The organism is Mycolicibacterium baixiangningiae, from assembly GCF_016313185.1.
Lineage (GTDB): Bacteria > Actinomycetota > Actinomycetes > Mycobacteriales > Mycobacteriaceae > Mycobacterium > Mycobacterium baixiangningiae.
Genome location: NZ_CP066218.1, coordinates 1,418,966 through 1,444,742 on the forward strand (window position 1 = coordinate 1,418,966; position 25,777 = coordinate 1,444,742).

At 65.1% G+C, this 25,777-nt stretch carries 24 protein-coding genes and 1 pseudogene; 9 read left to right on the forward strand and 16 right to left on the reverse strand.

Annotated features, from left to right (window positions below):
* Window position 1: 1 nt before the first annotated feature.
* The 3 genes from I7X18_RS06690 to I7X18_RS06700 all read right to left on the reverse strand — a co-directional run bounded on the left by I7X18_RS06690 (window position 2) and on the right by I7X18_RS06700 (window position 5,160).
* Complete coding sequence (locus I7X18_RS06690) at window positions 2–1,879, reverse strand: propionyl-CoA synthetase (protein ID WP_193047844.1); 1,878 nt, start codon at window positions 1,877–1,879, stop codon at window positions 2–4.
* Window positions 1,880–1,972: 93 nt separating this feature from the next.
* The gene (locus I7X18_RS06695; protein ID WP_193047843.1) at window positions 1,973–2,653 is read right to left on the reverse strand and encodes a response regulator; all 681 of its coding nucleotides are present in this window, start codon (window positions 2,651–2,653) and stop codon (window positions 1,973–1,975) included.
* Window positions 2,650–5,160: a DUF4118 domain-containing protein gene (locus tag I7X18_RS06700; protein ID WP_193047935.1), complete on the reverse strand. Its 2,511-nt coding sequence runs from the start codon at window positions 5,158–5,160 to the stop codon at window positions 2,650–2,652. Before I7X18_RS06700 ends, I7X18_RS06695 begins: the two co-directional genes overlap by 4 nt.
* 90 nt (window positions 5,161–5,250) lie before the next feature.
* Here I7X18_RS06700 and I7X18_RS06705 point away from each other — a divergent pair, with 90 nt between their 5' ends.
* Complete coding sequence (locus I7X18_RS06705; protein ID WP_193047842.1) at window positions 5,251–5,925, forward strand: type III PLP-dependent enzyme domain-containing protein; 675 nt, start codon at window positions 5,251–5,253, stop codon at window positions 5,923–5,925.
* Window positions 5,926–6,192: 267 nt separating this feature from the next.
* Here the strand turns inward: I7X18_RS06705 and I7X18_RS06715 are convergent, their stop codons facing one another.
* On the reverse strand, window positions 6,193–7,515 hold the full coding sequence (locus tag I7X18_RS06715; protein WP_193047841.1) for an MFS transporter: 1,323 nt from the start codon (window positions 7,513–7,515) through the stop codon (window positions 6,193–6,195).
* Window positions 7,516–7,809: 294 nt separating this feature from the next.
* Here I7X18_RS06715 and I7X18_RS06720 point away from each other — a divergent pair, with 294 nt between their 5' ends.
* Together I7X18_RS06720 and I7X18_RS06725 are read left to right on the forward strand one after the other, a co-directional pair.
* Window positions 7,810–8,361, forward strand: a complete 552-nt coding sequence (locus I7X18_RS06720; protein WP_232375487.1) for a transcriptional regulator DarR — start codon at window positions 7,810–7,812, stop codon at window positions 8,359–8,361.
* Between the two features lie 176 nt (window positions 8,362–8,537).
* Window positions 8,538–9,485 (forward strand): GlxA family transcriptional regulator, encoded by a 948-nt coding sequence (locus tag I7X18_RS06725; RefSeq protein ID WP_193047840.1) that lies wholly within the window; start codon window positions 8,538–8,540, stop codon window positions 9,483–9,485.
* Window positions 9,486–9,492: 7 nt separating this feature from the next.
* On the opposite strand, the gene I7X18_RS06730 is transcribed toward I7X18_RS06725, so the two are convergent.
* Window positions 9,493–10,500, reverse strand: a complete 1,008-nt coding sequence (locus I7X18_RS06730; RefSeq protein ID WP_193047839.1) for a zinc-dependent alcohol dehydrogenase family protein — start codon at window positions 10,498–10,500, stop codon at window positions 9,493–9,495.
* Between the two features lie 768 nt (window positions 10,501–11,268).
* On the opposite strand from I7X18_RS06730, the gene I7X18_RS06735 reads away from it, so the two are divergent.
* The 4 genes from I7X18_RS06735 to I7X18_RS06750 all read left to right on the forward strand — a co-directional run bounded on the left by I7X18_RS06735 (window position 11,269) and on the right by I7X18_RS06750 (window position 15,248).
* Window positions 11,269–11,916, forward strand: coding sequence for a hydrolase (locus tag I7X18_RS06735; RefSeq protein ID WP_193047838.1), 648 nt, complete (start codon window positions 11,269–11,271; stop codon window positions 11,914–11,916).
* Window position 11,917: 1 nt separating this feature from the next.
* Complete coding sequence (locus tag I7X18_RS06740; protein WP_193047837.1) at window positions 11,918–13,123, forward strand: amino acid ABC transporter substrate-binding protein; 1,206 nt, start codon at window positions 11,918–11,920, stop codon at window positions 13,121–13,123.
* Window positions 13,124–13,130: 7 nt separating this feature from the next.
* Window positions 13,131–14,063, forward strand: coding sequence for a DUF5996 family protein (locus tag I7X18_RS06745; protein WP_193047836.1), 933 nt, complete (start codon window positions 13,131–13,133; stop codon window positions 14,061–14,063).
* 210 nt (window positions 14,064–14,273) lie between these two features.
* Window positions 14,274–15,248 (forward strand): extracellular catalytic domain type 1 short-chain-length polyhydroxyalkanoate depolymerase, encoded by a 975-nt coding sequence (locus I7X18_RS06750; RefSeq protein WP_198730532.1) that lies wholly within the window; start codon window positions 14,274–14,276, stop codon window positions 15,246–15,248.
* Window positions 15,249–15,418: 170 nt separating this feature from the next.
* On the opposite strand, the gene I7X18_RS06755 is transcribed toward I7X18_RS06750, so the two are convergent.
* Both I7X18_RS06755 and I7X18_RS06760 read right to left on the reverse strand, forming a co-directional pair.
* Window positions 15,419–16,021, reverse strand: a complete 603-nt coding sequence (locus I7X18_RS06755) for a response regulator transcription factor (RefSeq protein WP_193047834.1) — start codon at window positions 16,019–16,021, stop codon at window positions 15,419–15,421.
* Window positions 16,018–17,085: a sensor histidine kinase gene (locus I7X18_RS06760; protein WP_232375417.1), complete on the reverse strand. Its 1,068-nt coding sequence runs from the start codon at window positions 17,083–17,085 to the stop codon at window positions 16,018–16,020. The genes I7X18_RS06755 and I7X18_RS06760 overlap by 4 nt, the downstream gene beginning before the upstream one ends.
* A 305-nt stretch (window positions 17,086–17,390) precedes the next feature.
* Here I7X18_RS06760 and I7X18_RS06765 point away from each other — a divergent pair, with 305 nt between their 5' ends.
* Entirely contained in the window at window positions 17,391–18,272 is an 882-nt protein-coding gene (locus I7X18_RS06765) for an ABC transporter ATP-binding protein (protein WP_232375418.1), read from the forward strand.
* 16 nt (window positions 18,273–18,288) lie between these two features.
* Complete coding sequence (locus I7X18_RS06770) at window positions 18,289–19,008, forward strand: ABC transporter permease (RefSeq protein ID WP_193047832.1); 720 nt, start codon at window positions 18,289–18,291, stop codon at window positions 19,006–19,008.
* Between the two features lie 78 nt (window positions 19,009–19,086).
* On the opposite strand, the gene I7X18_RS06775 is transcribed toward I7X18_RS06770, so the two are convergent.
* The 9 genes and pseudogenes from I7X18_RS06775 to I7X18_RS06815 all read right to left on the reverse strand — a co-directional run bounded on the left by I7X18_RS06775 (window position 19,087) and on the right by I7X18_RS06815 (window position 25,652).
* On the reverse strand, window positions 19,087–19,992 hold the full coding sequence (locus tag I7X18_RS06775) for an LLM class flavin-dependent oxidoreductase (RefSeq protein ID WP_193047831.1): 906 nt from the start codon (window positions 19,990–19,992) through the stop codon (window positions 19,087–19,089).
* A gap of 146 nt (window positions 19,993–20,138) precedes the next feature.
* A pseudogene (locus tag I7X18_RS06780) lies at window positions 20,139–20,355 on the reverse strand (LLM class flavin-dependent oxidoreductase); the annotation flags it as partial.
* Window positions 20,356–20,398: 43 nt separating this feature from the next.
* On the reverse strand, window positions 20,399–20,953 hold the full coding sequence (locus tag I7X18_RS06785) for a nuclear transport factor 2 family protein (RefSeq protein WP_193047830.1): 555 nt from the start codon (window positions 20,951–20,953) through the stop codon (window positions 20,399–20,401).
* A 62-nt stretch (window positions 20,954–21,015) separates the two neighbouring features.
* On the reverse strand, window positions 21,016–21,933 hold the full coding sequence (locus tag I7X18_RS06790; RefSeq protein ID WP_193047829.1) for an NADP-dependent oxidoreductase: 918 nt from the start codon (window positions 21,931–21,933) through the stop codon (window positions 21,016–21,018).
* A gap of 66 nt (window positions 21,934–21,999) precedes the next feature.
* The gene (locus tag I7X18_RS06795; protein ID WP_193047828.1) at window positions 22,000–22,968 is read right to left on the reverse strand and encodes a pirin family protein; all 969 of its coding nucleotides are present in this window, start codon (window positions 22,966–22,968) and stop codon (window positions 22,000–22,002) included.
* A gap of 95 nt (window positions 22,969–23,063) precedes the next feature.
* The gene (locus I7X18_RS06800; RefSeq protein WP_232375419.1) at window positions 23,064–23,774 is read right to left on the reverse strand and encodes a cutinase family protein; all 711 of its coding nucleotides are present in this window, start codon (window positions 23,772–23,774) and stop codon (window positions 23,064–23,066) included.
* Window positions 23,775–23,860: 86 nt separating this feature from the next.
* The gene (locus tag I7X18_RS06805) at window positions 23,861–24,508 is read right to left on the reverse strand and encodes a sigma-70 family RNA polymerase sigma factor (protein WP_193047827.1); all 648 of its coding nucleotides are present in this window, start codon (window positions 24,506–24,508) and stop codon (window positions 23,861–23,863) included.
* 9 nt (window positions 24,509–24,517) lie between these two features.
* Window positions 24,518–24,895: a hypothetical protein gene (locus I7X18_RS06810; protein WP_193047826.1), complete on the reverse strand. Its 378-nt coding sequence runs from the start codon at window positions 24,893–24,895 to the stop codon at window positions 24,518–24,520.
* Window positions 24,896–25,091: 196 nt separating this feature from the next.
* On the reverse strand, window positions 25,092–25,652 hold the full coding sequence (locus I7X18_RS06815; RefSeq protein WP_193047825.1) for a TetR/AcrR family transcriptional regulator: 561 nt from the start codon (window positions 25,650–25,652) through the stop codon (window positions 25,092–25,094).
* Window positions 25,653–25,777 lie beyond the last annotated feature (125 nt).

Genomic DNA, 25,777 nt, shown 5'->3' on the forward strand with positions numbered 1-25,777 from the left:
GTCAGCCGCCCGAGCGCAACACCGGATGCAGCTTGTCGAGCACCGACGGGTCCTCGATGGTCGAGGGCAGCGGTTCGTCACGGCCTTCGGCGATACCGCGCATCGTCTTGCGCAGGATCTTGCCCGAGCGGGTCTTCGGGAGCGCCGGGACCACATCGACCCGTCTGAGCGCCGCGACCGCGCCGATGTTGTCGCGCACGGCCGCGACCAGTTGCGCTTCGATCCCCTCGGCGTCGGCGCCGGTCTTGAGGACCACGAAGCCACGCGGCACCTGCCCCTTGATCTCGTCGGCCACCCCGATCACCGCGCATTCGGCGACCGCGGGGTGTGCGGCGAGCACCGCCTCTATCGAGCCCGTCGACAAGCGGTGCCCGGCCACGTTGATCACGTCGTCGGTGCGGCCCATCACGAACAGATAGCCGTCCTCGTCGATGTAACCACCGTCGCCGGTCAGGTAGTACCCGTCGAACGCCCGCAGATAAGAGGCGACGTAGCGGTCGTCGTCACCCCAGAGCGTCGGTAGCGTGCCGGGCGGCAGCGGCAACTTCACGCAGATCGCGCCCTCTTCGTTCGGATTGCATTCCGAGCGGTCCGACCGCAGGATCCGGACGTCGTAACCGGGCATCGGCACCGTCGCGGAGCCTGGTTTGACGGGCATCTGTTCGACGCCCATCGGGTCGGCGGCGATCGCCCACCCGGTCTCGGTCTGCCACCAGTGATCGATGATCGGAATGCCGAGCCTGTCCGACGCCCACTGGTACGTGCCGGGGTCGAGCCGTTCACCGGCCTGGAAGAGGTATTCGAGCTTCGACAGGTCGTACCGGGCGAGTTCGCGGCCCTGCGGATCCTCCTTCTTGATCGCGCGGATCGCCGTCGGCGCGGTGAACAACGCTTTGACGCCGTACTCGGAGGCGACCCGCCAGAACGCGCCCGCATCGGGCGTGCCGACCGGTTTGCCTTCGTAGAGAACGGTTGTCGCACCGAGGAACAACGGCGCGTAGACGATGTAGGAGTGGCCGACCACCCAGCCGACATCCGAGGCGGCCCAGTAGACGTCGCCGGGTTGGGTGTCGTAGATGTGGCGCATGCTCCACAGCAGGGCGACCGCGTGACCGCCGTTGTCGCGGACGATGCCCTTCGGCTTACCGGTGGTGCCCGAGGTGTAGAGGACGTAGAGCGGGTCGGTGGCGGCCACCGGCACCGGGTCGACGGGATCGGCCCCCGCGACCAGTTCGGCCCAGTCGTGGTCGCGGCCCCCGGTGAGCTCGCAGCGGTGGTGGTCGCGCTGCAGGATCACGCACGCGGCGGGTGGGTGCTCGGCCATGTCGAGCGCGGCGTCGATCATCGGCTTGTATTCGACGGTGCGCGTGGGTTCGACGCCGCAGGACGCGGATACGACCACGGTCGGGCGGGCGTCGTCGATGCGGGCGGCGAGTTCGTGGGCGGCGAATCCGCCAAACACCACGGAGTGCACCGCGCCCAGCCGCGCGCACGCCAGCATCGCGATCAGCGCCTCGGGCACCATCGGCAGGTAGATGACGACGCGGTCGCCCTTCTCGACGCCCAGCCCACGCAGCGCGCCGGCGAACCGCGCGGTTTCGTCGAGCAACTCGCGGTAGGTGTAGGTGCGCTTGCTGCCGGTGACCGGGGAGTCGTAGATGAGCGCGGCCTGGTCGCCGCGACCGTCGTCGACATGGCGGTCCAGGGCGTTGGCGCAGGTGTTCAGCTCCCCGTCGGGGAACCAGCGGTAGAACGGCGGATTGGTGTCGTCGAGGATGCGGGTCGGCTCGCGGATCCAGGTGACCGCGGTGGCGGCGTCCGCCCAGAACTTCTGGGGATCTTCGATGCTGGCCGTGAACAGGTCGCGATAGCCGCTCATATCGGCACGGTATACCGACCCCGTGCGCGAGCAGACGCAAAGTCCCCCGAAATCTGTGCCAAAACGGTGATTTCGCGTCTGCTCGCTAGGGGGTCACTGCTGGAACCGGTACCCCATCCCGGCTTCGGTGAGCAGGTGCACGGGGCGCGATGGGTCGTCTTCGAGTTTGCGGCGCAGCTGAGCCAGATAGACGCGCAGATAGTGCGTTTCCTTCGCGTATGCCGGGCCCCATACCTCTTTGAGCAACTCGTCACGCCCGACGAGTTTGCCGCGGTGGCGCACCAGCATCTCGAGCATGCCCCACTCGGTCGGGGTGAGATGGACTTCCGCGCCGTGCTTGGTCACCCGCTTGGCCGCGAGGTCGACGGTGAACGAGGCGGTCTCGACGACGGGTTCGTCGCCGTCGGACGCCGCTGTGGCGCGGCGCACGGCAGCCCGCAGCCGGGCCAGGAGTTCGTCCATGCCAAAGGGTTTGGTGACGTAGTCGTCGGCGCCGGCGTCCAGTGCTTCGACCTTGTCGGCGGAGTCGGTGCGGGCGGACAGCACGATGACGGGTGCCGACAACCAGCCGCGCAGCCCGGCGAGCACCTCGATACCCGAGATGTCCGGAAGGCCGAGGTCCAGCACAATGACGTCGGGTCTGTGGTCGGCCGCGGAGCGCAGCGCCTCGGCGCCGGTGGCGGCGGTGGTGACGTCGTAGCCGCGGACCGACAGGTTGATCCGCAATGCCCGCAGGATCTGTGGTTCGTCGTCGACGACGAGCACCCGGGTCATGCGACGGCCTCCTGCGGTGCGGGGAGGTCGATCTCGACCGTCAGGCCCCCACCCGGGGTGTCGCCCGCGGTGACGGTACCGCCCATCGCCTCGACGAATCCGCGTGCGACCGACAGCCCGAGTCCGACGCCGATGGTGGTGTCTTGATCACCGAGGCGCTGGAAGGCGCCGAACACCTGGTCCTGCGCACCGGAAGGGATGCCGGGTCCCGTATCGGCGACGGCGATCAGCACCCGGTCGCCGACGCGTCCCGCGGTGACGCGCACTGGTCGGCCGGGCGCATAGCGCAGGGCGTTGTCGATCAGGTTGGCCAGAGCGCGTTCGAGCAGACCGCTGTCCGCGGCCACCACGCAACCGTCGACGTCGACGTCCACGCGGTCGATCTGATCGTGACCGGAACCCGTTGAGCCGCGGCTGATTCCGAGCAGTGCGCGCTGCACCGTCTCCTCGAGGTACACCGGGCGCAGTTGCGGGCGTACCACTCCGGCGGCCAGGCGCGAGGAGTCGAGCAGGTTGGCGACCAGAGCGGTCAGCTGGTCGACCGACTCTTCGACGGTGGCCAGCAGTTCGGCTCTGTCGTCGGCGGAGAAGGTGACCTCGTCGGTGCGCAGGCTGGACACCGCGGCCTTCGCCGCGGCCAAGGGGGTGCGCAGGTCGTGGCTGACCGCCGAGAGCAGTGACCGGCGCAGCTCGTCGGCGCGGGTGATGGCCTCTGCCCGCCCGGCCTCCTCGATGAGCTCGCGTTGCCGGACCAGCCCGGCGGCCTGCCCGGCGACCGCCGCGAGCACACGGCGGTCACGCGCGGCCAGCTTGCGGCCGGCCAGCAGCAACCAGAACTCGTCGTCCCCGACTTCGATGGCGGTGTCCGCGGTGGCGATGTCGACGCACGGATCCGCACCCACGCACGCAACGATTCCCGAATTCTCGCGCACCAGGCTGACCGCGCGCTGGGCGTAGGTTTCGCGAACCCGCTCCAGTAGCACCGTGAGATCGCCGCCGCGCAGGACCGATCCGGCGAACAGCGCGAGCAGTTCGGCCTCCCGCGAGGCGTGGCCGGCTTCGCGGCGTCGGTTGGCGGCACTGTCCACCAGGGCGGCGACCGCGACGGCGACGGCGAGCAGCACCACGATGGTCAGTGCGCTGTCGGGTTCGGAGATGGTGAACGTATGCCGCGGGCTGACGAGGAAATAGTTGAGCAGAAGACCGGACAGGACGGCGGACAGCGCCGCGGGTGCCACGCCGCCGAGCAGCGCGACGAGCAGCACGCCGACGAAGAACAGCGCGCTCTCGCCGGCCACCCCGAGCATCGGGTCGAGGAGCAGGACGGTCAGCGCGCAGATCGCGGCGGGGACGACCACCGCGGCCAGCCACGACGTCGCATGTCGGAAGCGGGGCTTCGCCGTTGAGCCTCGGTGCGCCTCGTCATGGGTGACCATGTGGACGTCGATCTTCTCCGACCGCTGGACCACCGCCGCGCCGATGCCCTCGTCGAAGATGCGGGCCCAGCGGGACCGACGCGACGTGCCGATCACCAGCTGGGTGGCGTTGCGTTCGCGCGCGAAATCGAGCAGGGCGGTAGGCACGTCGTCACCGGTGACGGTGTGCAGCGTCGCGCCGAGGCTGGCCGCGAGCTCGCGGACCCTGCCCATCTCCGGTGCCGAGACGCCGGTCAGGCCGTCGCCGCGCACCACGTGCACGACCATCAATTCGGCGCTCGACTTCGACGCGATGCGGGAAGCGCGTCGCACCAGCGTCTCGGATTCGGGTCCGCCGGTGACCGCGACGACGACGCGCTCACGGGCCTCCCAGGTGTCGGTGATCCGGTTGTCGGCGCGGTATTTGGCCAGTGCGGCGTCGACCTGGTCGGCCAGCCACAGCAGCGCGAGTTCGCGCAGTGCGGTGAGGTTTCCACGTCGGAAGTAGTTGGACAGCGCCGCGTCGATGCGTTCGGGGGCGTAGACGTTGCCGTGAGACAGCCTGCGGCGCAACGCCTCCGGTGTGATGTCGACCAGCTCCACCTGATCGGCGGAGCGGACGACTTCGTCGGGCACCGTCTCGAGCTGTTCGATCCCGGTGATCTGGGCGACGACGTCGTTGAGGCTTTCCAGGTGCTGCACATTGACCGTCGAGACCACCGTGATGCCTGCGGCCAGCATCTCTTCGACGTCCTGCCAGCGCTTGGCGTTGCGGCTGCCGGGGATGTTGGTGTGCGCCAGCTCGTCGACGAGGGCGACCTCCGGGCGGCGGGCGAGGACCGCGTCGACGTCGAGTTCGGGGAAGCGGCCGCCGCGGTAGGTGAGGTAGCGCGGGGGGATCACCTCGATGCCCGCGAGCAGTTCGGCGGTGTTGGCGCGGCCGTGGGTCTCGACGACGGCGGCCACCAGGTCGGTGCCGCGCGCCAGCCGTCGGTGTGCTTCGCCGAGCATCGCGTAGGTCTTGCCGACGCCGGGTGCCGCACCCAGGTAGATGCGCAGCTCCCCGCGTTTCGGGCCGTTGGCCACCGTCACTGGTTCATCATCCACCGGGTGTTCGCATTGGCCGGAGGGTCCCAGCGTTTGTCCAGGTTGGCGGGAGGTGGCGCCGACACCATCGGGGGCATGATTCATTTTCGCCGTTCGCAGTCCATGCCGCGCCACGCCGTGTGCCACCGGGCGTTACGGGGGACGCCGCTGCACGTCCCCGCCGAGTTGTTGACGACGGCTTCGGTGGCGGAGTGGGTGCGACGGCGGGGGCTGGGTGTGGACGTGTCGAGCGCGTCGGAGTTGCAGCTGACGCTCGACGCGGGCTTGCCGGCGTCTCGGGTGGCGGCGCAGTGCGGTGATGTCGAGACGGTCGAGGGGGCGGTGGCCGCGGGGGTGGGGCGGTTCGTGCTCGGCGGGTGGTCGGACGTGATGTTGCTGGCGGGTCGGGCGTCGTCGCACCGGGTGGTGGTGGACGTCACCGAGCGGACGGGTGAGCGGCTGGCGGCGTCGGTGATGTCGATGGGGAGGCTGGACGTGGTGGGGTTGCGGTGCAGCGTCTCTGGTGGCGAGGCCGAGGCGGGGGAGGCGGTGCGCAGGATGATTTCTCAGATGGCGCGGTTGCGCCGCATGCACGGGGTGATCCTGACGCGGGTGTGTCTGTCGGGGTACGGCCGGGGTGACGCGGATTCGGGGGAGCTGCGGCGAGGTGTCCTCGGGTTGCAGTTGGCGGCGGAGGAGGCGTGTGCGTCTCTGCGGTATCCGAGGCCGGCGCTGGTGTTGTCGCTTCACGCGGCGGCGTTGGTCGGCTAGTAGGGCGTTTCGGGCTGTTGGTTGGTCACATGCGCCCCACCCGTCTCTCGACGGAAGCGATGTGCCTTTTGCCCGGCTATTAGCGACAACATCGAGGCGCGCGACAATCGAGCGACGTTGTCGCGCATAGGCGGGCACTTCACATAGTGGCCAGCCGGAACCGCGGGGACAGCTGGGGTCAGTCGATGACAGCGGTGGCTTCCACTTCGATGAGCATGTCGGGTTCGGCGAGTGTGGCGACCCCGATTCCAGTCAGCCGCTCTTGCATCAGGCAGTGCCTGTGCTCGCGTCCTCGCGCTTGATGGCATGGCCGAGTACCGGTGCCAGCGCGACGCCGATGATCGAGGCGATGATGACGACGTAGAACCCAGCGGACGGGTTGTCTGTCGCGGTCTCGGCCAGTCCGAACAGGTATGGCCCGACGAACCCGCCGATGAGTCCGATGGTGTTGATGAACGCCAGGCTGGCCGCAGCCATCAAACCGGACATGCGCGCCATCGCGATCGACCAGAACAGCGGCAGAGTGCCGAACACGAAGATCATCGAGATCGCGATGAGCAGGATGCGGGCCAGCGCGCTGGAGGAAAGCATGAAGGCGATCGAGGTGGCCAGGGTGGCGGCGGCGAGGATGCCGACGGCGCTGGCCTCGCGCTGGTAGCGGGCGAACAGGCGGGGTACCACCAGCACGCCGATCGTCGCGCCGATTCCCGCACTTCCGGACAGGAGCCCGATGAGGAACGAGCCGCTGATGTCGAGGTCTTCGACGATCGCCGGGATGTTGAAAACGATGCCCACGTTGGTGATTTGGTTGAAGAAGTAGATCAACGCCACCACGATGACGAAGGGTCGACCGAAGGCCTTCTTGACGTTGCCACGGATCCTGGTCGCGGTGTCGTGGTGGGCGCCGACGGCGCGTTCGGTGAGGATGCGCGCCTCATCGGCGGACAACCAGTGTGCCTCGCTGGGTACTTGAGGAAGCTTGAACCAGACCAGGACGCCGACCAGAACGGTGACGGCACCTTCGATGAGGAACATCCACTGCCAGCCGTGCAGTCCGAGTGCGCTGTCGAGTTCCATCAGCGCTCCGCCCATGGGGCCGCCGACGACCAGCGCGATGGTGGGCGCCAGGTAGATGAAACCGACGACGGTGGCGCGGTAGCTCTGGGCGAACCAGACGGTGACCATGTACATCAGGGCGGGGTAGAGGCCGGCCTCGGCGGCGCCGAGCAAGAATCGCATGATGTAGAAGGACAGGTCGCCCTGTACGAACATCATCAGCGCAGACAGGGTGCCCCAGGTGACGGCGATGCGGGCGATCCACCGGCGTGGCCCGACGCGGTACATGATCAGGTTGCTCGGAATTTCGAGAAACGCGTAGCTGATGAAGAAGATGCCTGCGCCGAAACCGAACGCCGCGGCACTGATGCCGACGTCGGCTTCGAGGTGGGTCTTGGCCAGCGCGACGTTGGTGCGGTCGATGTAGGCCATGAAGTACACCGCGCACATGACGGGGAGCAGCCGCAGCACGGCCTTGCGGGTGGCGCGCTTGTGCAGTTCGTCTGCCGATGCGAGCGCAGAGTCGATGCTCATGAGGCCCCTTCTGGTTGTCGCGGCGTTGATCCAAGGACGCGCGTTGCAGAGCTGAATCGCCGTGTCGAGAGTGGCGCGAAACGTCTACACCAGGAATACTACTGAGTATTATCGTAACGAAGGTCACAAAAGGTGTCAATCGTGAGCGCTGCCGGCCGGCCCGTCCGCACGGTCACGGAGCATGCGCGATGCTGGAGGACGTACGTGACGGCAGTGGGAGTTGAGTTGAGCGCGAGCGCCGAACTGGAACCGGACGTCAAGGGCCGGATACTGGACGCCGCGGCGGACGCCTTCATGGCGCGCGGGTTCGCGAACACCACCATCGACGACATCGCCGACGAGGTGGGGGCGACGAAAGGCCTGATCTACTACCACTTCCGGTCGAAGTTCGACATCTTCCTGGCCGTGTACGAGGACGGCATGCGTCGTGTCCGCGAGCGGGTCGAACCGCATTCGACGGCACCGGGGACTGGACACCAGCGGCTCGAGGCGATGTCGATCGCGCACCTGGAGAACTTGATGACCGAGCTGGGGTACCACCACGTGGTGCATCAGGGGGTGCGACACCAGGATTCGACGGCGTTGAAGGTGCGCCAGCGGGACGCGTTGACGGCGCTGAACGAGCTCAGGCGTGACTATGAGCGGATGTTCCGCCGCGTCATCGCCGAGGGGATCGCGGACGGTTCGCTGCGCAGGGTCGACGAAGCGCTCGCGACCCGCACGCTGCTCAGCAATCTGAACGCCGTCGACGTCTGGTACCGCAAGATCGAGGGCCAGACCGGTGAGGAGATTCGCGAGCTGGCGAGCCAGGTGGTCGACATGCTGATCGGCGGGCTCGCCGACTGACCCGCTTTCCGGCGGGACCTATGGTCTAGCGTCTGACTGCGCACAAGCTGCCGACACGATAAGGGGAGTGCGTATGTCAGAGCTGCCTGTCGTAGATGCGCACGGATGGCGGTATTGCGCATACGTGTGAGGATGATGACGCGGTCGGCACGCGTCGACCGGATCGGAGTCGGGTGATGCAGCGACCGCATCAGGTGGTGGTTCTCGTACTCGACGGGGCGCTCCCGCTGGACGTCGGGATCCCGGCGGAGGTGTTCCATCCGGAGTCGGGGTTCCCCTACGAAGTGTCGGCCTGCGGGGTCACCGCCGGAACGGTGCCGTCCCACGGGGGCTTCGGCTACGCGGTCCCGCGGGGCCTGGACGCACTGGCCGACGCGGACACGATCGTCGTCCCGGGGTACGCGCCGGCGGGTCGGCCGATACCGGTGGAGGTGCACGAAGCGCTCCGGAGCGCCGCATCCCGCGGGACGCGCATCGCGTCGATCTGCTACGGCGCATTCGCCCTCGCGGACGCCGGCCTGCTCGACGGCCTGCGGGCGACGACGCACTGGGATGCGGCGGAGAAGTTCGCGGAGCGGCATCCGCAGATCACGGTCGAGCCGAACGTGCTCTTCGTCGACGAGGGATCCATCCTCACCTCGGCGGGGGCCGCGGCCGGTCTCGACCTGTGCCTGCACATCGTTCGGCGCGACCTCGGCGTGAGCGCGGCGAACGAGATCGCCAGAGGACTCGTCACCGCGCCCTACCGGGCCGGGGGCCAGGCCCAGTACCTGCCGAAGACCAACTCGGCAGCCCACGGCGAAACCCTCGCCGCGACGCGCGAATGGGCCATGACTCGTCTCGACCAGCAGCTCACGATCGCCGGACTCGCCGCACACGCGCGGATGTCGCCCCGAACGTTCCTGCGCCGCTTCACCGAAGAGACCGGCAGCACCCCGCTGCAGTGGATCCTGCGGGCGCGGGTCGACACCGCCCGCGAACTCCTGGAGAGCACGAGGCTGTCGGTCGACCGGATCGCGGAACAGGTCGGCCTGGGAACCGGATCGAACCTTCGACTGCATTTCCGCCGGCTCCTGGATGTGTCCCCCTCGGAGTACCGCGCCACCTTCTCCGGGCGGAGCTGACCTCCCGCTACGCGATGCGAGCGGGAAGCGAAACGGTTTCGCCCGCCACATCGATCGCGACCTTGCCGCGGAGTGCATACGACCGCCTGTTCTCCAAGAGCTCGTGAGCCTCGCCCATTCGAGCGAGCGGAAGAGTCGCGCCGATGACCGGCTTCACGAGACCGCGCTCGACCAGCGTGGTGAGCGCGTCCAGCTTTCCTCGGTTCTGTCGTGTGAAGACGAAGTGATAGGCGGCGTTTTTGCCCCACGCCTCGATGAGGTTCTGCGGCTGCGCGATGTCGACGATGCTGACGACGCGTCCGAAGTCGGCGAGTGTCAACGGGCTTCGTGTGAGCGCGTCGCCACCGATCGTGTCGAAGACGACATCGACGCCCTTGCCTCGCGTCATCTCGGCCACGGCATCGACGTAGTCCGTCGAAGTGAAGTCGATCGCCGCATCCGCTCCAAGAGAGCGCACGAACTCGTGGTCGCCGGCTTTCGCGGTGGTGATCACTCGTGCGCCGATCGCCTTCGCGATCTGGATCGCGATCGTGCCGACACCCCCCGCGCCTCCATGGATGAGGATCGTCTCCCCCACGGTGAGCTGAGCTCGCGTCACCAGGGCCTCCCAGACCGTTCCGCCGACGAGAGTCAGGCTCGCCGCCTCCAGGTGACTGAGGTTCTCCGGCTTCCGGCCGACGAGGTCGACGTCGGCGACGTGCTGCTCGGCGTAGGAGCCGGGGCCGCCGAAGATCCGGGGCGTGTAGTACACCGCATCTCCGGCGCGGAACTCGGTCACGTGCCATCCGACTTCCTCGATCACGCCGGAGATGTCGTGTCCGATGATCGCCGGGAGAGGGACGTAGTCTGCGTAATCTCCGCGACGGATCTGATAGTCGAGCGGGTTGACGGCGGTCGCATGGACGCGCACCCGTACCTGGCGGGGTTCGACTTGCGGTACGGAGACGTCGCGCAGTTCGAAAGCATCGGCCCCACCGAAACGGGCGAGCACAACGGCTTTCATCAGATCAGTCATGCTCGGTGTTCCTCATCGTGGTTCTGGGTGCGCGACGCGCCGGGACGGGCGGTTCTCTCTCAGTGTCGCTTGCACGATCCACACACTCCAGTGGCGGCAGCGCCAATATCCGTGAGGATCGTGACACGCCTGTCGCAGCGGTGCTCGGGCAGGGCGTCCCTCGTCATTGGACAATGCTCCTTCGGTGAGAGCCGTTGCACGCCAGTTCATCCGCCAGGCCCCGTAGCGGGAGGCAACTGCCTGAGTCGCAGGGGCTGCTTGTGTTGCTTGCATCTGAGGCACTGAACGATGAACCGTCTGCGGGGCGATCGTTCAGAACCATAGCGTGAACGGCCTAAACATCATGATGTATCTCGATATTTCTCCACCGTCGAGCAATTAGCCTCCGCAACCTGCCCGGATCGCAGACGCCCGCCCGTCGCGGCGTCTTGCAACGCCCCTTCACGTACCGATGGAGCGCGGCCTCTTCCAAGGCGCTGAAATACATCAGACTCCCTGAAGGGTTGAACAAGTTAGGCGGCAACACAGTTGGGAATCTCGACGTGGACCCCCAGCGCTCGCTCAACACCGCTACGCCACCACACCAGCATTGGCCGCTGGAGTGCGGACCATATGGTCGGCAGTGGTGATCGACAGGGTTGACAAACGACGTCATCACATGGGTAAGATCAAACACGATATTCATAATGGTGTTTAGAGCGCGGCGTTTGCCTGAAAGTTCCGAACCAATCCACAGCGCTTCGTGCGCTAACTGAAGGAGAATCTCCCATGCCCAAGACCGGTCTCGACGCACTGCTGCGTCCGCAGGACAGCGTTGTCGTGCTCATCGATCATCAGCCGTTTCAGTTCGCCAATCTGAACAGCCACGAACCCACCCAGATCGCCAACAATGTCGTGGGTCTGGCGAAAGGCGCGAAAGCCTTTGATGTGCCGACGATTCTGACCACGGTCCTCGAGGAACGCGGCGGCTACCTGATCAAGGCGCTGCAGGATGTGTTTCCCGATCAGAAGCCGATCGACCGGACGTTCATCAACACCTGGGAGGACGAGAACGTTGTCGACGTGGTGAAGGCGACCGGCCGCAAGCAGCTCATCCTGGCGGCCCTGTGGACCGAGGTGTGTTTGGCGATGCCGACGATCCAGGCCCTTGCTGAGGGATACGACGTCTTCATCGTCACCGACGCCTCCGGCGGGGTATCGGCCGAGGCACACGATATGGCGGTGCGCCGCATGGTCGCCGCTGGTGCGGTGCCGATCACCTGGTTGGCGGTGTTGTCTGAGTGGCAGCGTGATTGGGCGCGTGAGGAGACGGCGTCCGCGTTCACCGACGTCATCGTCGAGCACGCCGGCGGCAGCGGCATCGCGTTCGCTTGGGAGATGCAACTGCTCAACGGCCGGGTCGGCGCGGGAGTCTGACGTGGCCGCCACATCGGTACCTATACGCATCGGGTACTGCATGTCGTTGACCGGCCCGGTGGCAGGTAACAGCGGGTCGGCACGACTGGCCCACGACATCTGGTGTGAGGACATCAATAGCCGCGATGGGCTTCTGGGGCGGCCAGTGGAATTGGTGTGCTACGACGATGGTGCGGATGCGTCGCGAGTTCCCGGTCTCTACCGGCGGTTGTTGGACGAGGACAACGTAGATCTGGTGGTCGGTGGGTACGGCACCAACACGGTGCAGCCGGCGCTGCCGTTGATCGCCCAGAGGCAGCGCTTCTTCGTCGGATTGATGGCTCTGGGTGCCAACAACGAACTCGGCTACCCGAACTACTTCGCCATGATTCCCACTGGACCTGACCCCAATGCCGCGCTCACCGAGGGTTTCTTCGCGCTCGCCGCTGAGCAACAACGACCGCAGTCGACCACCGCGGCGCTGCTGTCTGCGGATGCCGAGTTCTCGCGTAACCCCGTTCTCGGGGCGAAGGCCAACGCGGCGAAGTACGGCATCGAGGTCGTGTATGAGGCCACCTATCCGTTGGACACCGAGGATTTTGAGCCCGTCGTCGATGCTGTTGCCGGCAGCGGGTGCGATGTGCTGTTTCTGTGTTCCTATCTGGACGACTCGGTCGGCCTGGTGCGTGCTATCAGCGCGCATCGGTTCCGTCCGAAGTTGGTGGGCGGCGCGATGATCGGCCCGCAGAACGCCACGGTGAAAACCACCCTCGGACCACTGCTCAATGGCTTCGTGAACTACGAATACTGGATACCCGTGCCGACAATGATGTTCCCCGGTGTCCAGCAGCTACTCACCACCTACCAGAGCCGGGCGGCTGAGGCCGGCGTCGATCCCCTGGGCCATTACACGGCGCCGCTGGCTTACGCTCAGATGCAGGTGGTTGCCCAAGCCATCGAAGCAACCGGCGGTGTCGATGACGCCAGTCTCTCCGAATACGCCCGGAGCGCGACTTTTCACACTGTGATGGGCGACGTCCAGTTCGGGGTCAACGGGGAGTGGACCCGCCCACGCGTCCTGCAAGTCCAGTTCCAGGGCATAGCTGGCCACGGTATCGAACAGTTCCGCAGCGCAAGCGGCCAAGTCGTGCTGTCACCAATGAGATTCGCCTCCGGCCAACTGGTTTATCCCTACGCCGAAGCCGAATCCACAAAAGAATCGGTATGAAACTCAGATGCCCAAACCCATTGCGGGCGGCGAATGGCCGTCATTGCGCGTTGACGATTGGGAGGCGACGCGCAGAACGTTGCACATGTGGACCCAGATCGTAGGCAAGGTGCGGTTGGCTTACGCGCCGCTGCTCAATCACTGGTGGCAGGCACCGCTCTACGTCTCGCCACGAGGGTTGACGACGTCGGCGATCCCGGTGGGCACGCGGCTGTTCGACATGGAGTTTGACTTCATCGACCATGCACTGTCAGTGCGGTTAAGCGATGGTGGCTCCGACCATTTGGACTTACGCGGCAGATCCGTGGCACAGTTTCACGACCAAACGATGGCAATGCTTGACCGTCTAGGTATCGACGCGCGAATCACCGAGCGGCCCAACGAAGTCGATCCCGCTGTCCCGTTCGCCCAGGATCAGCACGCAGGCTACGACCCGTCGGCCGCCAGTACATTCTGGCAACAACTGGTGCAAGCCGACCGGGTGATCGGGCAGTTCCGCTCCCGGTTCGCCGGCAAAGTGAGTCCGGTCCACTTCTTCTGGGGTTCATTCGATTTGGCATGTAGCCGATTCTCCGGTCGCCTCGCACCCCGGCATCCCGGAGGTACGCCGAACTGCGGCGACTGGGTAATGGTCGAGGCTTATTCACATGAATTGAGCAGTTGCGGATTCTGGCCCGGTGGCGGAGATGAAGGGGCGTTCTACTCCTACGCTTATCCTGAACCGGACGGGTACGCCGACTTCGCTGGCCGCCCTGATGGAGCTTTCTACGATACCGAGCTACGCCAGTACCTTCTTCCGTACGAAACTGCGCGCGCGGCGCGGGATCCGGATCAGTGCGTGTTGGACTTCCTTGAGTTCGCCTACGCTGCGGCAGCCGATCTGGCGGGATGGGACCGTAAGGCACTGGATATCGACCCGAACCGCTGGCAGCCAAGTTGAGGCTGCCCACCAGGTCTCTGTCGCAATCAGGTTGTCAGGCAGAGTGGTGCGTAGCGAGGTGGGGACGCCGCCAGCCATCGGTGCGAACGACAGGGCCGAACCATGTTCAGAGCTTCACGCTGCGCTCACGACCAGAAGCAGCCCCGCCCGGGAGCTTGCACTGCTCCACCAAAGAAGCGTCAGTGCTGGCGAACCACCTTGGTCATTGCGATGGCACTAGCCATGACGACGGCGGCCACCACAGCAGCAATTCAATTTGGCATGCCATGGGCGATGCACGCAGGCGATCGCAACCAGGTATTCAGCAGCAACGGTAATCACCAGCGCTACCAGGTTCATCTTCCGCCGCACTACGACGGGACTGCCGAGCTTCCGGTGATCATCGCGATCCACGGCTGCGGGATGACTGGATTCGGCTGGAACTCGATGAAGGCCACGACGCAGTTCAACAGCCTGGCTGACCGTGAGGGCTTCATCGTTGTCTATCCGACCCAACGACTGTTCCGCGACGCGGTCAATTGCTGGGACTCGACAGACCCGCGAGAACAGCACCGCGGCAGTGGAGAACCCGCCCTGCTCGCCGGTGTTGTCCGGCAGGTCATCGACGACTACGGAGCCGACCCCCGCCGGGTCCATGTCGTTGGTGCCTCATCGGGAGCGGGCACAGCCGTGATACTCGCTGTTACCTACCCCGACGTGTTCGCGACCGTAACGTCGGTCGCCGGCGGCGAATATGGTCTCAATCAAGTGCATCCTGAGGATCCCGACGCCACACCGCCGGAGTACACCGTGCGTCAGGCGTGGGCCCAGATGGGGGAGCGCGCCAGACATGTGCCGATGCTCGTCATTCAGGGTGACGATGACGAGGTGGTTCCAGCCTCGGTCGCAAATCGCCTTGTCGCGCAATGGACTGCGGTGAACGATCTGATCGACGACGGGATGCTCAATCACAGCCTGCGCATGGCCGACGAAACTCACGTGGTGCCATCAACCTCGGGTCGGCGCGCATACACACAAACCACGCGCACTGCTGCCGACGGCCTGTCGTTCATCGAGTCGTATCTCGTCGAGGGCATGGGACACGCCTGGCCGGGTCCTTCAGGGAGTGGACTGTTCGTCGATCATGTCGGACCCGACGCCACTGCTCTCACCTGGGATTTCGCGAGGCGATATTCGATTTCTTAGCGCGGTCCGTGGATTGACCGGATGGATGTTCGAGGGTGGACTACACGGGGACAGTCGTGGTGTGCGCACGGGTTAGATGCTGGTCTGCCCGGCCGCCATTGGTCACCAGAGCGGGAGAGCACGCCAGATGGGGGCAGGTAGGGAAGTCTGACGCAAAGGCGCCGGTAGGCCTACAGCCAGTCATGCTCGCGGGCGTAGCGAGCGGCTTCGTGCCGGGTACGAGTCTGGGTCTTCTGCATGGTGTTTGACAGGTAATTGCGCACCGTGCCGGGCGCCAGGTGTAGTTGCGCCGCGATTTCGGCGACCGAGTATCCGTGGCCAGTGGCCCGCAGCACGTCGATCTCTCGGTCGGTCAACGGGCAGTCGTCCACGATCGCCGCGGCGGAGACGTCTTGGTCGATCCATCTCCGGCCGTCGCGTAGCGCCGTGATGATCTCGGCGATATGGGCCGGTTCAGCGGACTTGCTGGCGAATCCTTGGATTCCTAGTTTCAGCGCGCTGCGCAGAACGCCCGGTCTGGCATGGCGAGTGAGCATGAGGATCACCTGTTCGGGAAGCACTCGACGGATCTCCACGACCGCTTCGAGGCCGTCGATGCCGGGCATTTCCAGGTCGATGACCAGGACGTCGGGTCGATGGGCGATCGTGGCTTCCACAGCCGCGGCTCCATTGGCGGCCTCCGCCAGCACCGCGATGTCACCTTCGAGGGGTAGCAGCGCGGCGAGCGCTTTCCTGAGCAGGACCTCGTCGTCGGCCAGCACGACGGTGGTCACCGGTGGGCTCCTTCTGCTGCTTCCCTGGCACTGATGGCCGGTGGCGGGGGAAAGGTTGCTGTAGTGCGGAATCGCTTGTCCTCGATGGCGACGATGAGCTCACCGCCCCCATCCGACACTCTGCGCGCCAGCGTGGCAAGTCCTCGTAACTCCGGCAGCACTTCATCTGCAACGCCGTCATTGAGGACACTGATGCTGTGTGCGGAGAGGTCGATGTGCACCAGCTTGGCTCGGGAATGTCGCAAGATGTTGGTCGTCGTCTCCCGGAGCACCTGGCCGAGCAGATCGTTGGCGCACACGCCCACCTCGGGGCTACGTTCAACACGAATACGAATGCCGGCCGCTTCGAGCAGGTTTCGCGCGTTCTCCAACTCTGCGGACAGGTTGAGCTTTCGTTGTCCGTACGCAAGCGCCTTGGTGTGGATGATCGTGTCGCCGATGAGTGCGTACACCTCAGCCAGTTCCTGCTCTACACGTCTGGTGTCGCTGCGAATCAACTTCTGCGCCAGCGCGATTTTGAGTTTCACCACGTGCAGGGTGTGGCCCTGTATGTCGTGCAGGTCGCTGGCGAAACGCATTCGCTCGCGGATGACGGCCAGTTCAGCCTCACTGTCCCGCGCCTCCTCCAGTTCCGCCATCACGTCGTAGAACCGCTTGTTCGGGAACATCAGGCCGACGAGTATCGCGGTGACCCCGGAGGGAATGATGACGTTGGCGATGAGGGCGACCGCACCCGACTGGGCGGTGACCATCAAGGACCACCCGCCGATCGCCGCCACGTAGGCGACCAGTCCGAACGCTGCCGGCCCTCGGTGACGGGGTAACTGTGGGATCGTCAGGCACCCGACGATGGCGATCGCGTAGTAGGCCGCTTGCGGTGAGCTGTCGTCGATTGTCAGCACGCCGAAGGGCCAGACTGCCGCCGCGACCCCCACGCATGGCACGGCGACCCGGCCGATATCACCTGCGGTCCATCGTTCGAAGGCGATCAACGCCGCCGCGAGGCCGAGTCCAAGCACACAGGCTTGTTGCCACGTCTGGGCTTGTCTGGCCACCAGGTACACCCCGACGGAAGCGAGCAGTGGCAGGAAAATCGTCAGGTTGAGCCGTCGGAACCGCTGCCGTGACCCCCGCTCGGCATCGCTTGACCGAGGCGCCGACTGAAACGTCCGGCGGGGCATCAGAATTTCCATAGGGGACTTCACTGGACGGGGGCGGGGTTGTGCATCAGTATCCGATCCGACCGATCTATTCGGTAGTGACGCTGTGTCACCAGGTTGGCTCCCGAATGTCATGTCGCTGAGGTGACATCGACCCACTAGGCGGGCCGGGTAATAAACGCTGTGATGGAAACATGTCTTCCAGTCCAGTGATCGACGTCGACAGGCTGAACCTGAGCTACGGCGACTTCCATGCGGTGAAAGATCTCTCGCTTCAAGTCGAGCGCGGAGAGATCTACGCACTTCTTGGTACCAACGGTGCGGGAAAGACCTCGACTCTGGAGATCATCGAGGGGCACCGAAAGGCGTCGTCGGGCACGGTACGGGTGTTTGGCGAGAGCCCGACAAAACGCCGCGCGGTTCGATCCAGGATGGGAATCATGCTCCAGGAGAGTGGGTTCGCCTCTGATCTCACCGTCTCGGAGTCCGTACGATTGATCGGACGACTCACCGAGCGCGCGGATACGGTCGATCGGGTATTGGGCATCGTCGACCTCATCCGGAAGGCCGACACCAGGGTGTCTCAGCTGTCCGGTGGTGAGAAGCGCCGACTCGACTTCGCCACCGCCATCTATGGACGCCCGGTGCTGATCTTCCTCGACGAGCCCACCGCCGGGTTGGACATCCAGTCCCGCGACGCACTTTGGGGCGCCGTGCAGCAGCTGCGCGAGGACGGCTCCACCATCGTGCTGACCACTCACTACCTCGAAGAGGCGCAACAGTACGCCGACCGCATCGGGCTGATGCATCGCGGCAGCTTCCTTCATCAAGGAACAGTGGCCGAGCTGACCCGGACCCTGCCGGCTTTGATTCACTTCTCCGTTCCCCCCAACGCCCCGCCACCGCCGTTGCGCTCTGCCCCGGTATCCGACGGGAAGTACCTCATCGAAACCTTTGAGCTGCAGGCGGATCTCAAGCGACTGCTCGACTGGGCAGATTCCCACGCGGTCGAGCTGCATGGATTGTCGGCCGCCCCGACCCGGCTCGACGACGTCTTCCGTGCCATCAATACCGTTCCGACTCCCTCCTGAACGAAAGACAATCTCAATGCTTGCTATCGCGCACAGCGAACTGATCCAGATCTTTCGGAACCGAGCCGTCTTGGTCACCAGCCTCATCATGCCGACGGCGGCCACGGCGTTCTTCATTTATCTCCGCGGCCTGTTCGAAAAGATCGGCAGCCTCGGCTACATCGCGGCCGTAATCGTTTTCACCATCGGCGCTTTCAGCCTGTACACCGCGACGGTGACCACCCTGGCCGCGCACCGCCAGAGCTTGTTTCTCAAGCGGCTGCGCTCCACCGCGGCCGGTGACGCATCGATTTTATGCGGCCTGCTACTCCCCATCAGTGTGATCGCCTTGGTCCAGGTGGGGCTGATCCTCAGTGTTTTCGCCGCTATCAGCGTCGCGCCGGCCGACATCGCACTTCTCGCGGTGGCAGTCGTCTCCACGCTCATCATGATGCTCGCACTAGGGGCGGCGACGGCCGGTGTGACGAATTCTCCCGAGCACGCCCAAGTCACCTCGCTGCCGCTGAGTCTGGGCGTCATTGCCGTGGCGAGCTGGGTAGGAGTCACCGGGACCGAGAGCCTTACCTGGGTGAAGCGACTGCTGCCGGGCGGGTCGGCTACGGAACTCGTCGTCAACGCCTGGAACGGCGGGGCGGATCTCTCCGACGCACTGCTCCTGCTGGGACCAATCGTCGGCTGGGTGGCAGTGGCGATTGCTCTGGCCTCGAGGCTGTTCCGGTGGGAGCCGCGTCGATGAATGTCGGTGCTGCGGTGACCATGGGCGATTCAAAGGTCAATGGCACCACAGTTTCGTCTCGACGCTTGAACAACGTTGTCATAGGGTGCGCTCGGATTCGACGAGGGCTCGGGCTTGTGGGGCGACTTCCTGACCGAAGCGGTTCAGGTCGACGGGTTCGTCGGAGGTGAGGATGAATCCCGAGACGCCGAACTGCAGGGCGAGGTCGGCGATCTGTTCGGCCCAGGTGGCAGAAGTTCCTTCGAATAGCCCACCTCCGTTGCCGCCGTCGGTGAATCGGCCGCTGATGTTGAGGGCGCGGATGATCGCGGTGGGTTCGCGGCCGGCGCCGGCGGCAGCCTCATCGATCTGATCGTTCATCGGGCCGAGCGATTTCGGCCCGTCAGGCAGGTAGCCCAGGGAAGGCAGCCATCCATCGGCGACCCGGCCCGTGAGCCGGAGCATCCGGGGCTTCAAGGCCCCGATGTGGATCGGTATCCGGTGAGCGGGCGCGGGCCCTCGCTTGGCGCCGGTCAGGCGGTGGAACTCGCCCTCGATCTTCAGCGGGGCGGACTCGTCGGTGTCCCACAGCCCCCGGATCACCCGGATGGCCTCTTCCAGCGCGCGCACGGACTGCGCGGGCTCGAGTCGTCGGCCGCCCATCGCAACGATGGCATCCCAGAATGCGCCGGCGCCGAGACCCAGTTCGACACGCCCGCGGCTGAGCCGGTCCAAGCTCGCGGTGGCTCGGGCCAGCACGGCAGGGGGGCGCAACGGAAGGCACATCACGTTGCCGCTGAGTCGGATTCGCTCGGTGCGTGCGGCGGCGTAGGTCATCAGAGTCCAGGTGTCCTGGAATGCCGGCTGGTAGGGATGGTCCTGAAAGCTGACAAGGTCGAGCCCGGCCCCCTCGGACGTCACCGCCAGCTCGACCGGCGCCTCGGGCGGGTGAGCGGCGGGCGTGATGAAGCTGCCGAACCACAGGTCGTGGCCATAGTCGGTCATGTGTTGTTTCCTCTGGGCTGGTCGGTGGTAGGTGCGGGGGCGAACGCCGGCGGCCCGATCAACATATTCATCACGATGTTTATGATGCCTCCACTCTGTCAAGGCTGGTCACTGCGCCGTCGGCGAACGCCGAACGCTCCCGCATGGGACGTCGTCGCCGCGATGGCAGCCAGCAGCGTCGTAGGGGAGGACGAGAAGAAACGGCGGGTTGTGATGCTCGCCGATCGCGAACACGTCCATACCGACCTCTTCGGTCTTCGCCGCGATCCGCAAAATCGCGTCGATCCGCTCCGCCTCGCTCGGCGTCACACCCGAGACCGGGTCGCGAGTGATGTCACTGACCGAGAAGACTCCGAATTGCATTAAGGCCCCTGACTATTAGCACGATCAGCGAGGCGGGGGTTGGTCACCATCGCCCGTAGTGAGGTCCGTCGGGGAACTCTTCGACGATTGCGTCGTCGGGAATGAAGTCGTTGTCGCGCGGACTCTTGTATTCGCGGGACATCTCGTAGGCGATTTCGCGGACGATCTTGCCGGCCTCCATTTCGAAGAGGTGGACAAGGCGCATGCTGATTCGGTCGCCCTTGGTGAAGCCGAGATTGGGCATTTCGTCACCGACGACGGTCAAATCCGCGATCTGGTCGTCGAAGACGAACGTCTCGGTGGCGTACCGCCGCAGCGTAGTGGTCTTGTTGTAGTGAACCGTCCGGAAGATCGCCATGTACGCCTCTTTGATCTCGGCGGGATCGCTGTACACCATTCCGCGAAAAGGGGCTTCCCAGACAATATTTGGGCCGTAGAGAGCGATGGCTTTGTCGACCGTTTCCGGTGTCTCGTTGTGAAAGTGGGCTCCGACCACCTTCAGGTTGTGCGCGATCAACTCATCGCTGGTCATCGTCGAGACGTCGACGTCGACGTCGACACCCACGTCCGCCGAGCTTCGCTCAGGCGTCTGAGTCATCGATTCTCCTTCGCTGAAGAAACACCGTAATCAATCTAGCGTTTCTATGCTTGCAATTGCTGTTACGGCAACACGACGATCTTGCCGCGGAGGTGCCCGGCAATGCTGGTGTGAAGGGCCGCTGCGGTCTCCTCCAGCGGGAAAGCGCGCCAGATGGGCACGTTGACCAATCCCTTCTCGATGAGCGGCACGATCTCGCGCAGTGCAGGACCCCGCTCATTGCCGGTTCCGCCGGCGAATACTTGAATTCCGGTGTCAGCGGCATCGAACGCGACCAGGGTCAGGACTCGCTGCGGGCCGCCGGCGAGTTCAATGGAGAGCGGGATCTCGCCGCGGCCGGACGCGTCCAGAACGGCGTCCACCCCGTGGGGCGCCATGCTGCGGACGCGTTCGAGCAGGCCGTCGCCATACCTGACTGGCTCAGCACCGATTGAATCCAGATAGTCGAAGTTGCGTTCGCTTGCCGTACCGATCACCCGTGCTCCCCGGGCTACTGCGAGCTGAACTGCGAACGTGCCCACCCCGCCGGCGGCGGCGTGGACGAGCAGGGCCTCACCCTTCCGAATCTGGAGACGGTTGAGTACCGACCATGCAGTGCCGCCGGCTCCGGCCACACTGGCGGCCACGTCCCAGCTGACCTCAGCGGGTTTCATGATCAGGTTGGCCGAATCTGCCAGTGCGTACGCGGAAATGGCCGGTGTCAGTGAACTACCCATGACCTCATCACCCACTTGAAATGCGGTGACGTCGGCTCCGATTTGCTCGACAACCCCGGCCATGTCCGACCCGAGCCCGGCGGGCAAGTCGAGTGGCATGACCGCACGCATGAAACCCTGCAGGATCTTCGAATCGATGGGGTTGACCCCGGCTGCCCGCACCGCCACCTGCACCTGCCCGGGCCCGGGGCTCGGCGCCGGGACGTCGACTACACGCAGCACATCGGGGCCGCCGTATTCGAAGAACTGGACTGTTCGTGCCATCTGCTCATCTCCAGTTTGGTTGGCATTTGAGTGGTTTGCGTGTTTCGTAGCGGTCCGCCATGGTCATCACCCGGTGTGGGGCGGGTGTTCGGCGGGGATGACCCCGAAGCGGCCGGCCTGGTAGTCCTCGTAGGCTTGGGCGACCTCCTCGCGGGTGTTCATCACAAAGGGCCCGGACTGAACCACGGGTTCTCGGATCGGGCGGCCGCCGAGTAGGAGGACCTCCAGGTTCGGCTCCGCGGCGGGCTGGCTCTGCTGGGCGGCAAGGGTTAGTGCGTCCCCGGGGCCGTATACGGCGAGTTGACCTTTTCGGATGGGTTGTGCCGCTTCACCAACGGTGCCGTTTCCGGCGAGCACGTAAGCCAGCGAGTTGAAGTCAGCCTGCCACGGCAGTTCCAGGCGTGCGCCGGGGCTTACAGTGGCGTGCACGACGGTGATCGGTGTGTAGGTCGTTCCCGGCCCGGTGTAGCCGGCGATGTCTCCGGCGATGACTCGTAGTAGTGCGCCGCCGTCGGCCGAGGACAGCAGCCGGGCTTGCTTGGCGCGGATGTCCTGATAGCGAGGTGCGACGAACTTGCTGGCGCGCGGCAGGTTCACCCACAGCTGGACACCGTGGAACATCCCGCCGGAGACGACCAATTGTTCCGGGGGCTTCTCGATGTGCAGAATTCCACCGCCCGCGGTCATCCACTGGGTATCGCCGTTGGTGATCGTTCCGCCGCCGCCATGGGAGTCACTGTGCTCGAACGTGCCATCGATGATGTAGGTGACGGTCTCGAAGCCCCGGTGCGGATGCCATGGGGTGCCCATGGGTTCGCCAGCGGCCCATTCGATCTCGCCCATCTGATCCATGTGGATGAACGGGTCCAAGTCGGTGTGCGGTACCCCGGCGAATGCGCGCCGCACGGGGAAGCCGTCTCCCTCGAATCCGGCTGGTGCAGTGGTGACCGATCGCACCGGCCGTTGCGTGGTGGTGGCTGGATTCGGAACAACGATGCGGGGCAAGGTAAGCGTGTCCGCGGTGATTGCTGGCATAGCTTGTTTTCCTGTCAGTTGGCCAAGTGGCTATCGATAAGGGGCGATGCGTTCGGTTGGGGTCCTCGCCCGTTCGGGGGGCGCGTTGTTTTCGGTTACCGGTTTCGCAGGCGGTCCACGACGAAATCGACAGCCTCCTCGGTCATTCCGTTGATCGCGTACGCGCTGTGGGCGCCACGGTCCAGGCCGCCCGATTCGCAGACCGGGTCCCGTGGGGCGCACAGATCGATGGTCCTGCCGGTGAAGGCGGGGCCGATCTCGACGGGAGGGGCGTCGTGGTGCAGCAGTCTCAGAATCCTCGGTGAGGGTTTTCCGAACAGGACGACCGCGGTTACTCGTTCGGCGACGTCGGGAGGTAGAGCGGTCAGGGCGTATCCGGGGGGAACGGTGTCGCTGGTGACGTAACCGCTTACGGCCGCGCCCTGGGAGTAGCCACCGACGATGATCTCGGTGGAGGGACAGTTGGCCGCAAGAGCGTTCAGGCGGTTGCTGACATCGCGGATGCCGTCGACGGCACGATCGAACTGTAAGGATGCCGGATAGTTCACGGCATGGACTGACATGGTGAGGTCGAGTGGTCGTTGGCGCAGCGCTGCTACAAAGGCCTCACCGACCTTGCCTACGCCCGGGCCTTCGAAGGTGCCGCGAGCAAAGACGACCTCGACATCGGCGCAGCCCGCGATTGAGACGGCCGTCGGCTCCCCGTTTGCCTGTCCCGGGGTGGCACCGATGAACAGGGCGGCGATCGCCGCGCCGACGGCCATCGCGTAGAGCGGTAGGCGCATCACGTGGTAGTTCGGCTGCACCGCAACTGATTTCGAAGCTGTAGGGCTTTCACGACGATTGTGTCCTCTTGTTTCGTGACGCCTGCTCGTTGCGCGTCGATGTGCTGTCATGCCGTTCCCTGATGCTGAGCCCAGAAGTACCCGCGGTCAGCGGCGAGGACAGCCAACAGGACGCGCAGCCGGGATCGGCCGCGGTGGATTCGTGACATGACGGTGCCCAGGGGCGAGCACATGATGTCGCTGATCTCCTTATAGGTGAGTCCCTCGACGTCTGCGTAATACACCGCCATCCGAAACGCGACGGGCAAGGCATCCAGTGCGTTCCTGATGTCGTCGTCGGGCAGCAACTCCAACACCTCCACCTCCGCAGAGCGCAGCGCCCTCGGCAAACGCTCGACGTCGGAGGCCACCTGCCGGTCGTAGATCGTGTCGGTGAGCACCTCGCTGGGCCGCCGCATCCGCTTGCGGTAACGATCGATGTGGATATTGGCCTGGATCCGAAAGAGCCACGCCCTGAGATTGGTTCCTTGCTGGAAGGTCCTGAAACCCGTGTAAGCCTGCATCATGGTCTCCTGCACCAGGTCTTCGGCGTCAGCGCGCTTCAGGGTCATCCGCATGGCCCCGCCGAAAAGCGTGTCCAGAAGCGGGATCACGTCGCGCTCGAAACGCGCCGCCAGTTCAGCGTCGGTGTCGTCGGGTACCGAGGAGAGGTGGCCTCTGATGTGTGGGGGTACAGCGGTTTCGAGCTCGATCATGACGATCTCCTAGTGCTCTTCGGTCAGGGTGAGCACCGGCATTGCGAGAGCGGGTGCGAGGCGATTCTGAAGTGCGACGATCGCTCGCAACGGCCGCAGGTGGATCACCAGTGAGGCGACCTTGCCCTCGGCGTTGATGCCGATCAGGTCCACGCCGTCGATCTCGGTGGTGCCGATCTTGATGTTCGTCATGACGGCGAAATGTCCTTCACCCGAGATGATTTCGGTGACGGTGAACTCATCGATGACTTCGAGGACCCGTGATACGACATTCGCGACCTGTGCGCGGCCGACGTATGGCTCAACGGCGATCGGGCCCTCGAGGATCACATACTCGGCGAGGTGAGCTGCTGCGTTGGCGGCATCGCGTGCCTGCGCACCCGCCAAGAATGCCGATAGTCCTGCTGGAATCTCATCCATAGTCGGTGACTTCCGTTGTCCGCTTTTTTCCGTGCCATCAGGTTCGCAGCGCCTGCGGCACCTTCGCGTCGGTGAAAGACCCTTAGACGGTCACCGACGGCTACCGTTTGGCGAAGACGTCACCGTCCGGGCGCAGCCCATCGGCGTGCCGAGGGGCCAGCCGTCAGCGCACTCCGTGGAACACGATCTCCAGAATGCCGTCGATGTATTCGGGTTCGAGTGACATCGAATGAAACAGCCGGTACTCGACGACGCCGTACAGCAGGTCACGCAGCGTCTGCCAGTCGGCGTCGACGCGCATCTCGCCGCGCTGCTGTGCCAGGGCGGCCCGGGCGCCGAAGTCCTCAATGTTGGGTTCGATGATCTGGTCGAAGAGAGCGCGCAGGAGGTCGGGGTCGGACTGGCCGGCGGCGATCAGACACCGATATGCCGGTCCGAACCCGGTGGTCGTGATCAATTCCAGGATCCCCGTCAATTGGGACCGGATGTCGGCGACGATGTCACCGGTGTCGGGGATTGCAACGACGGTGCCGAGGCTCTCCGTCGCGGCTTCGAGGATCACCGCACCTTTAGATGGCCACCAGCGGTAGATCGTCTGCTTGCTCACGCCTGCCTGCCTGGCGATCGCCTCGATCGAGATGTTGTCGTACCCAAGCTCGCCGATCATCGAGATGGCCGCGTCAAGGATGGCACGACGCGATTGCTCGCTGCGGCTGGCAGGCATACCGCAACCGTAAGCGAGTTGACGCGCCGAACCAATACGGTTCGTTCCGTATTGACGGGAAGCGGACCGTCTCGTATCGTTGCCGTTGGCTGGCGCGGCGCTCCCCGGCCAGGTTCGGATCGCTC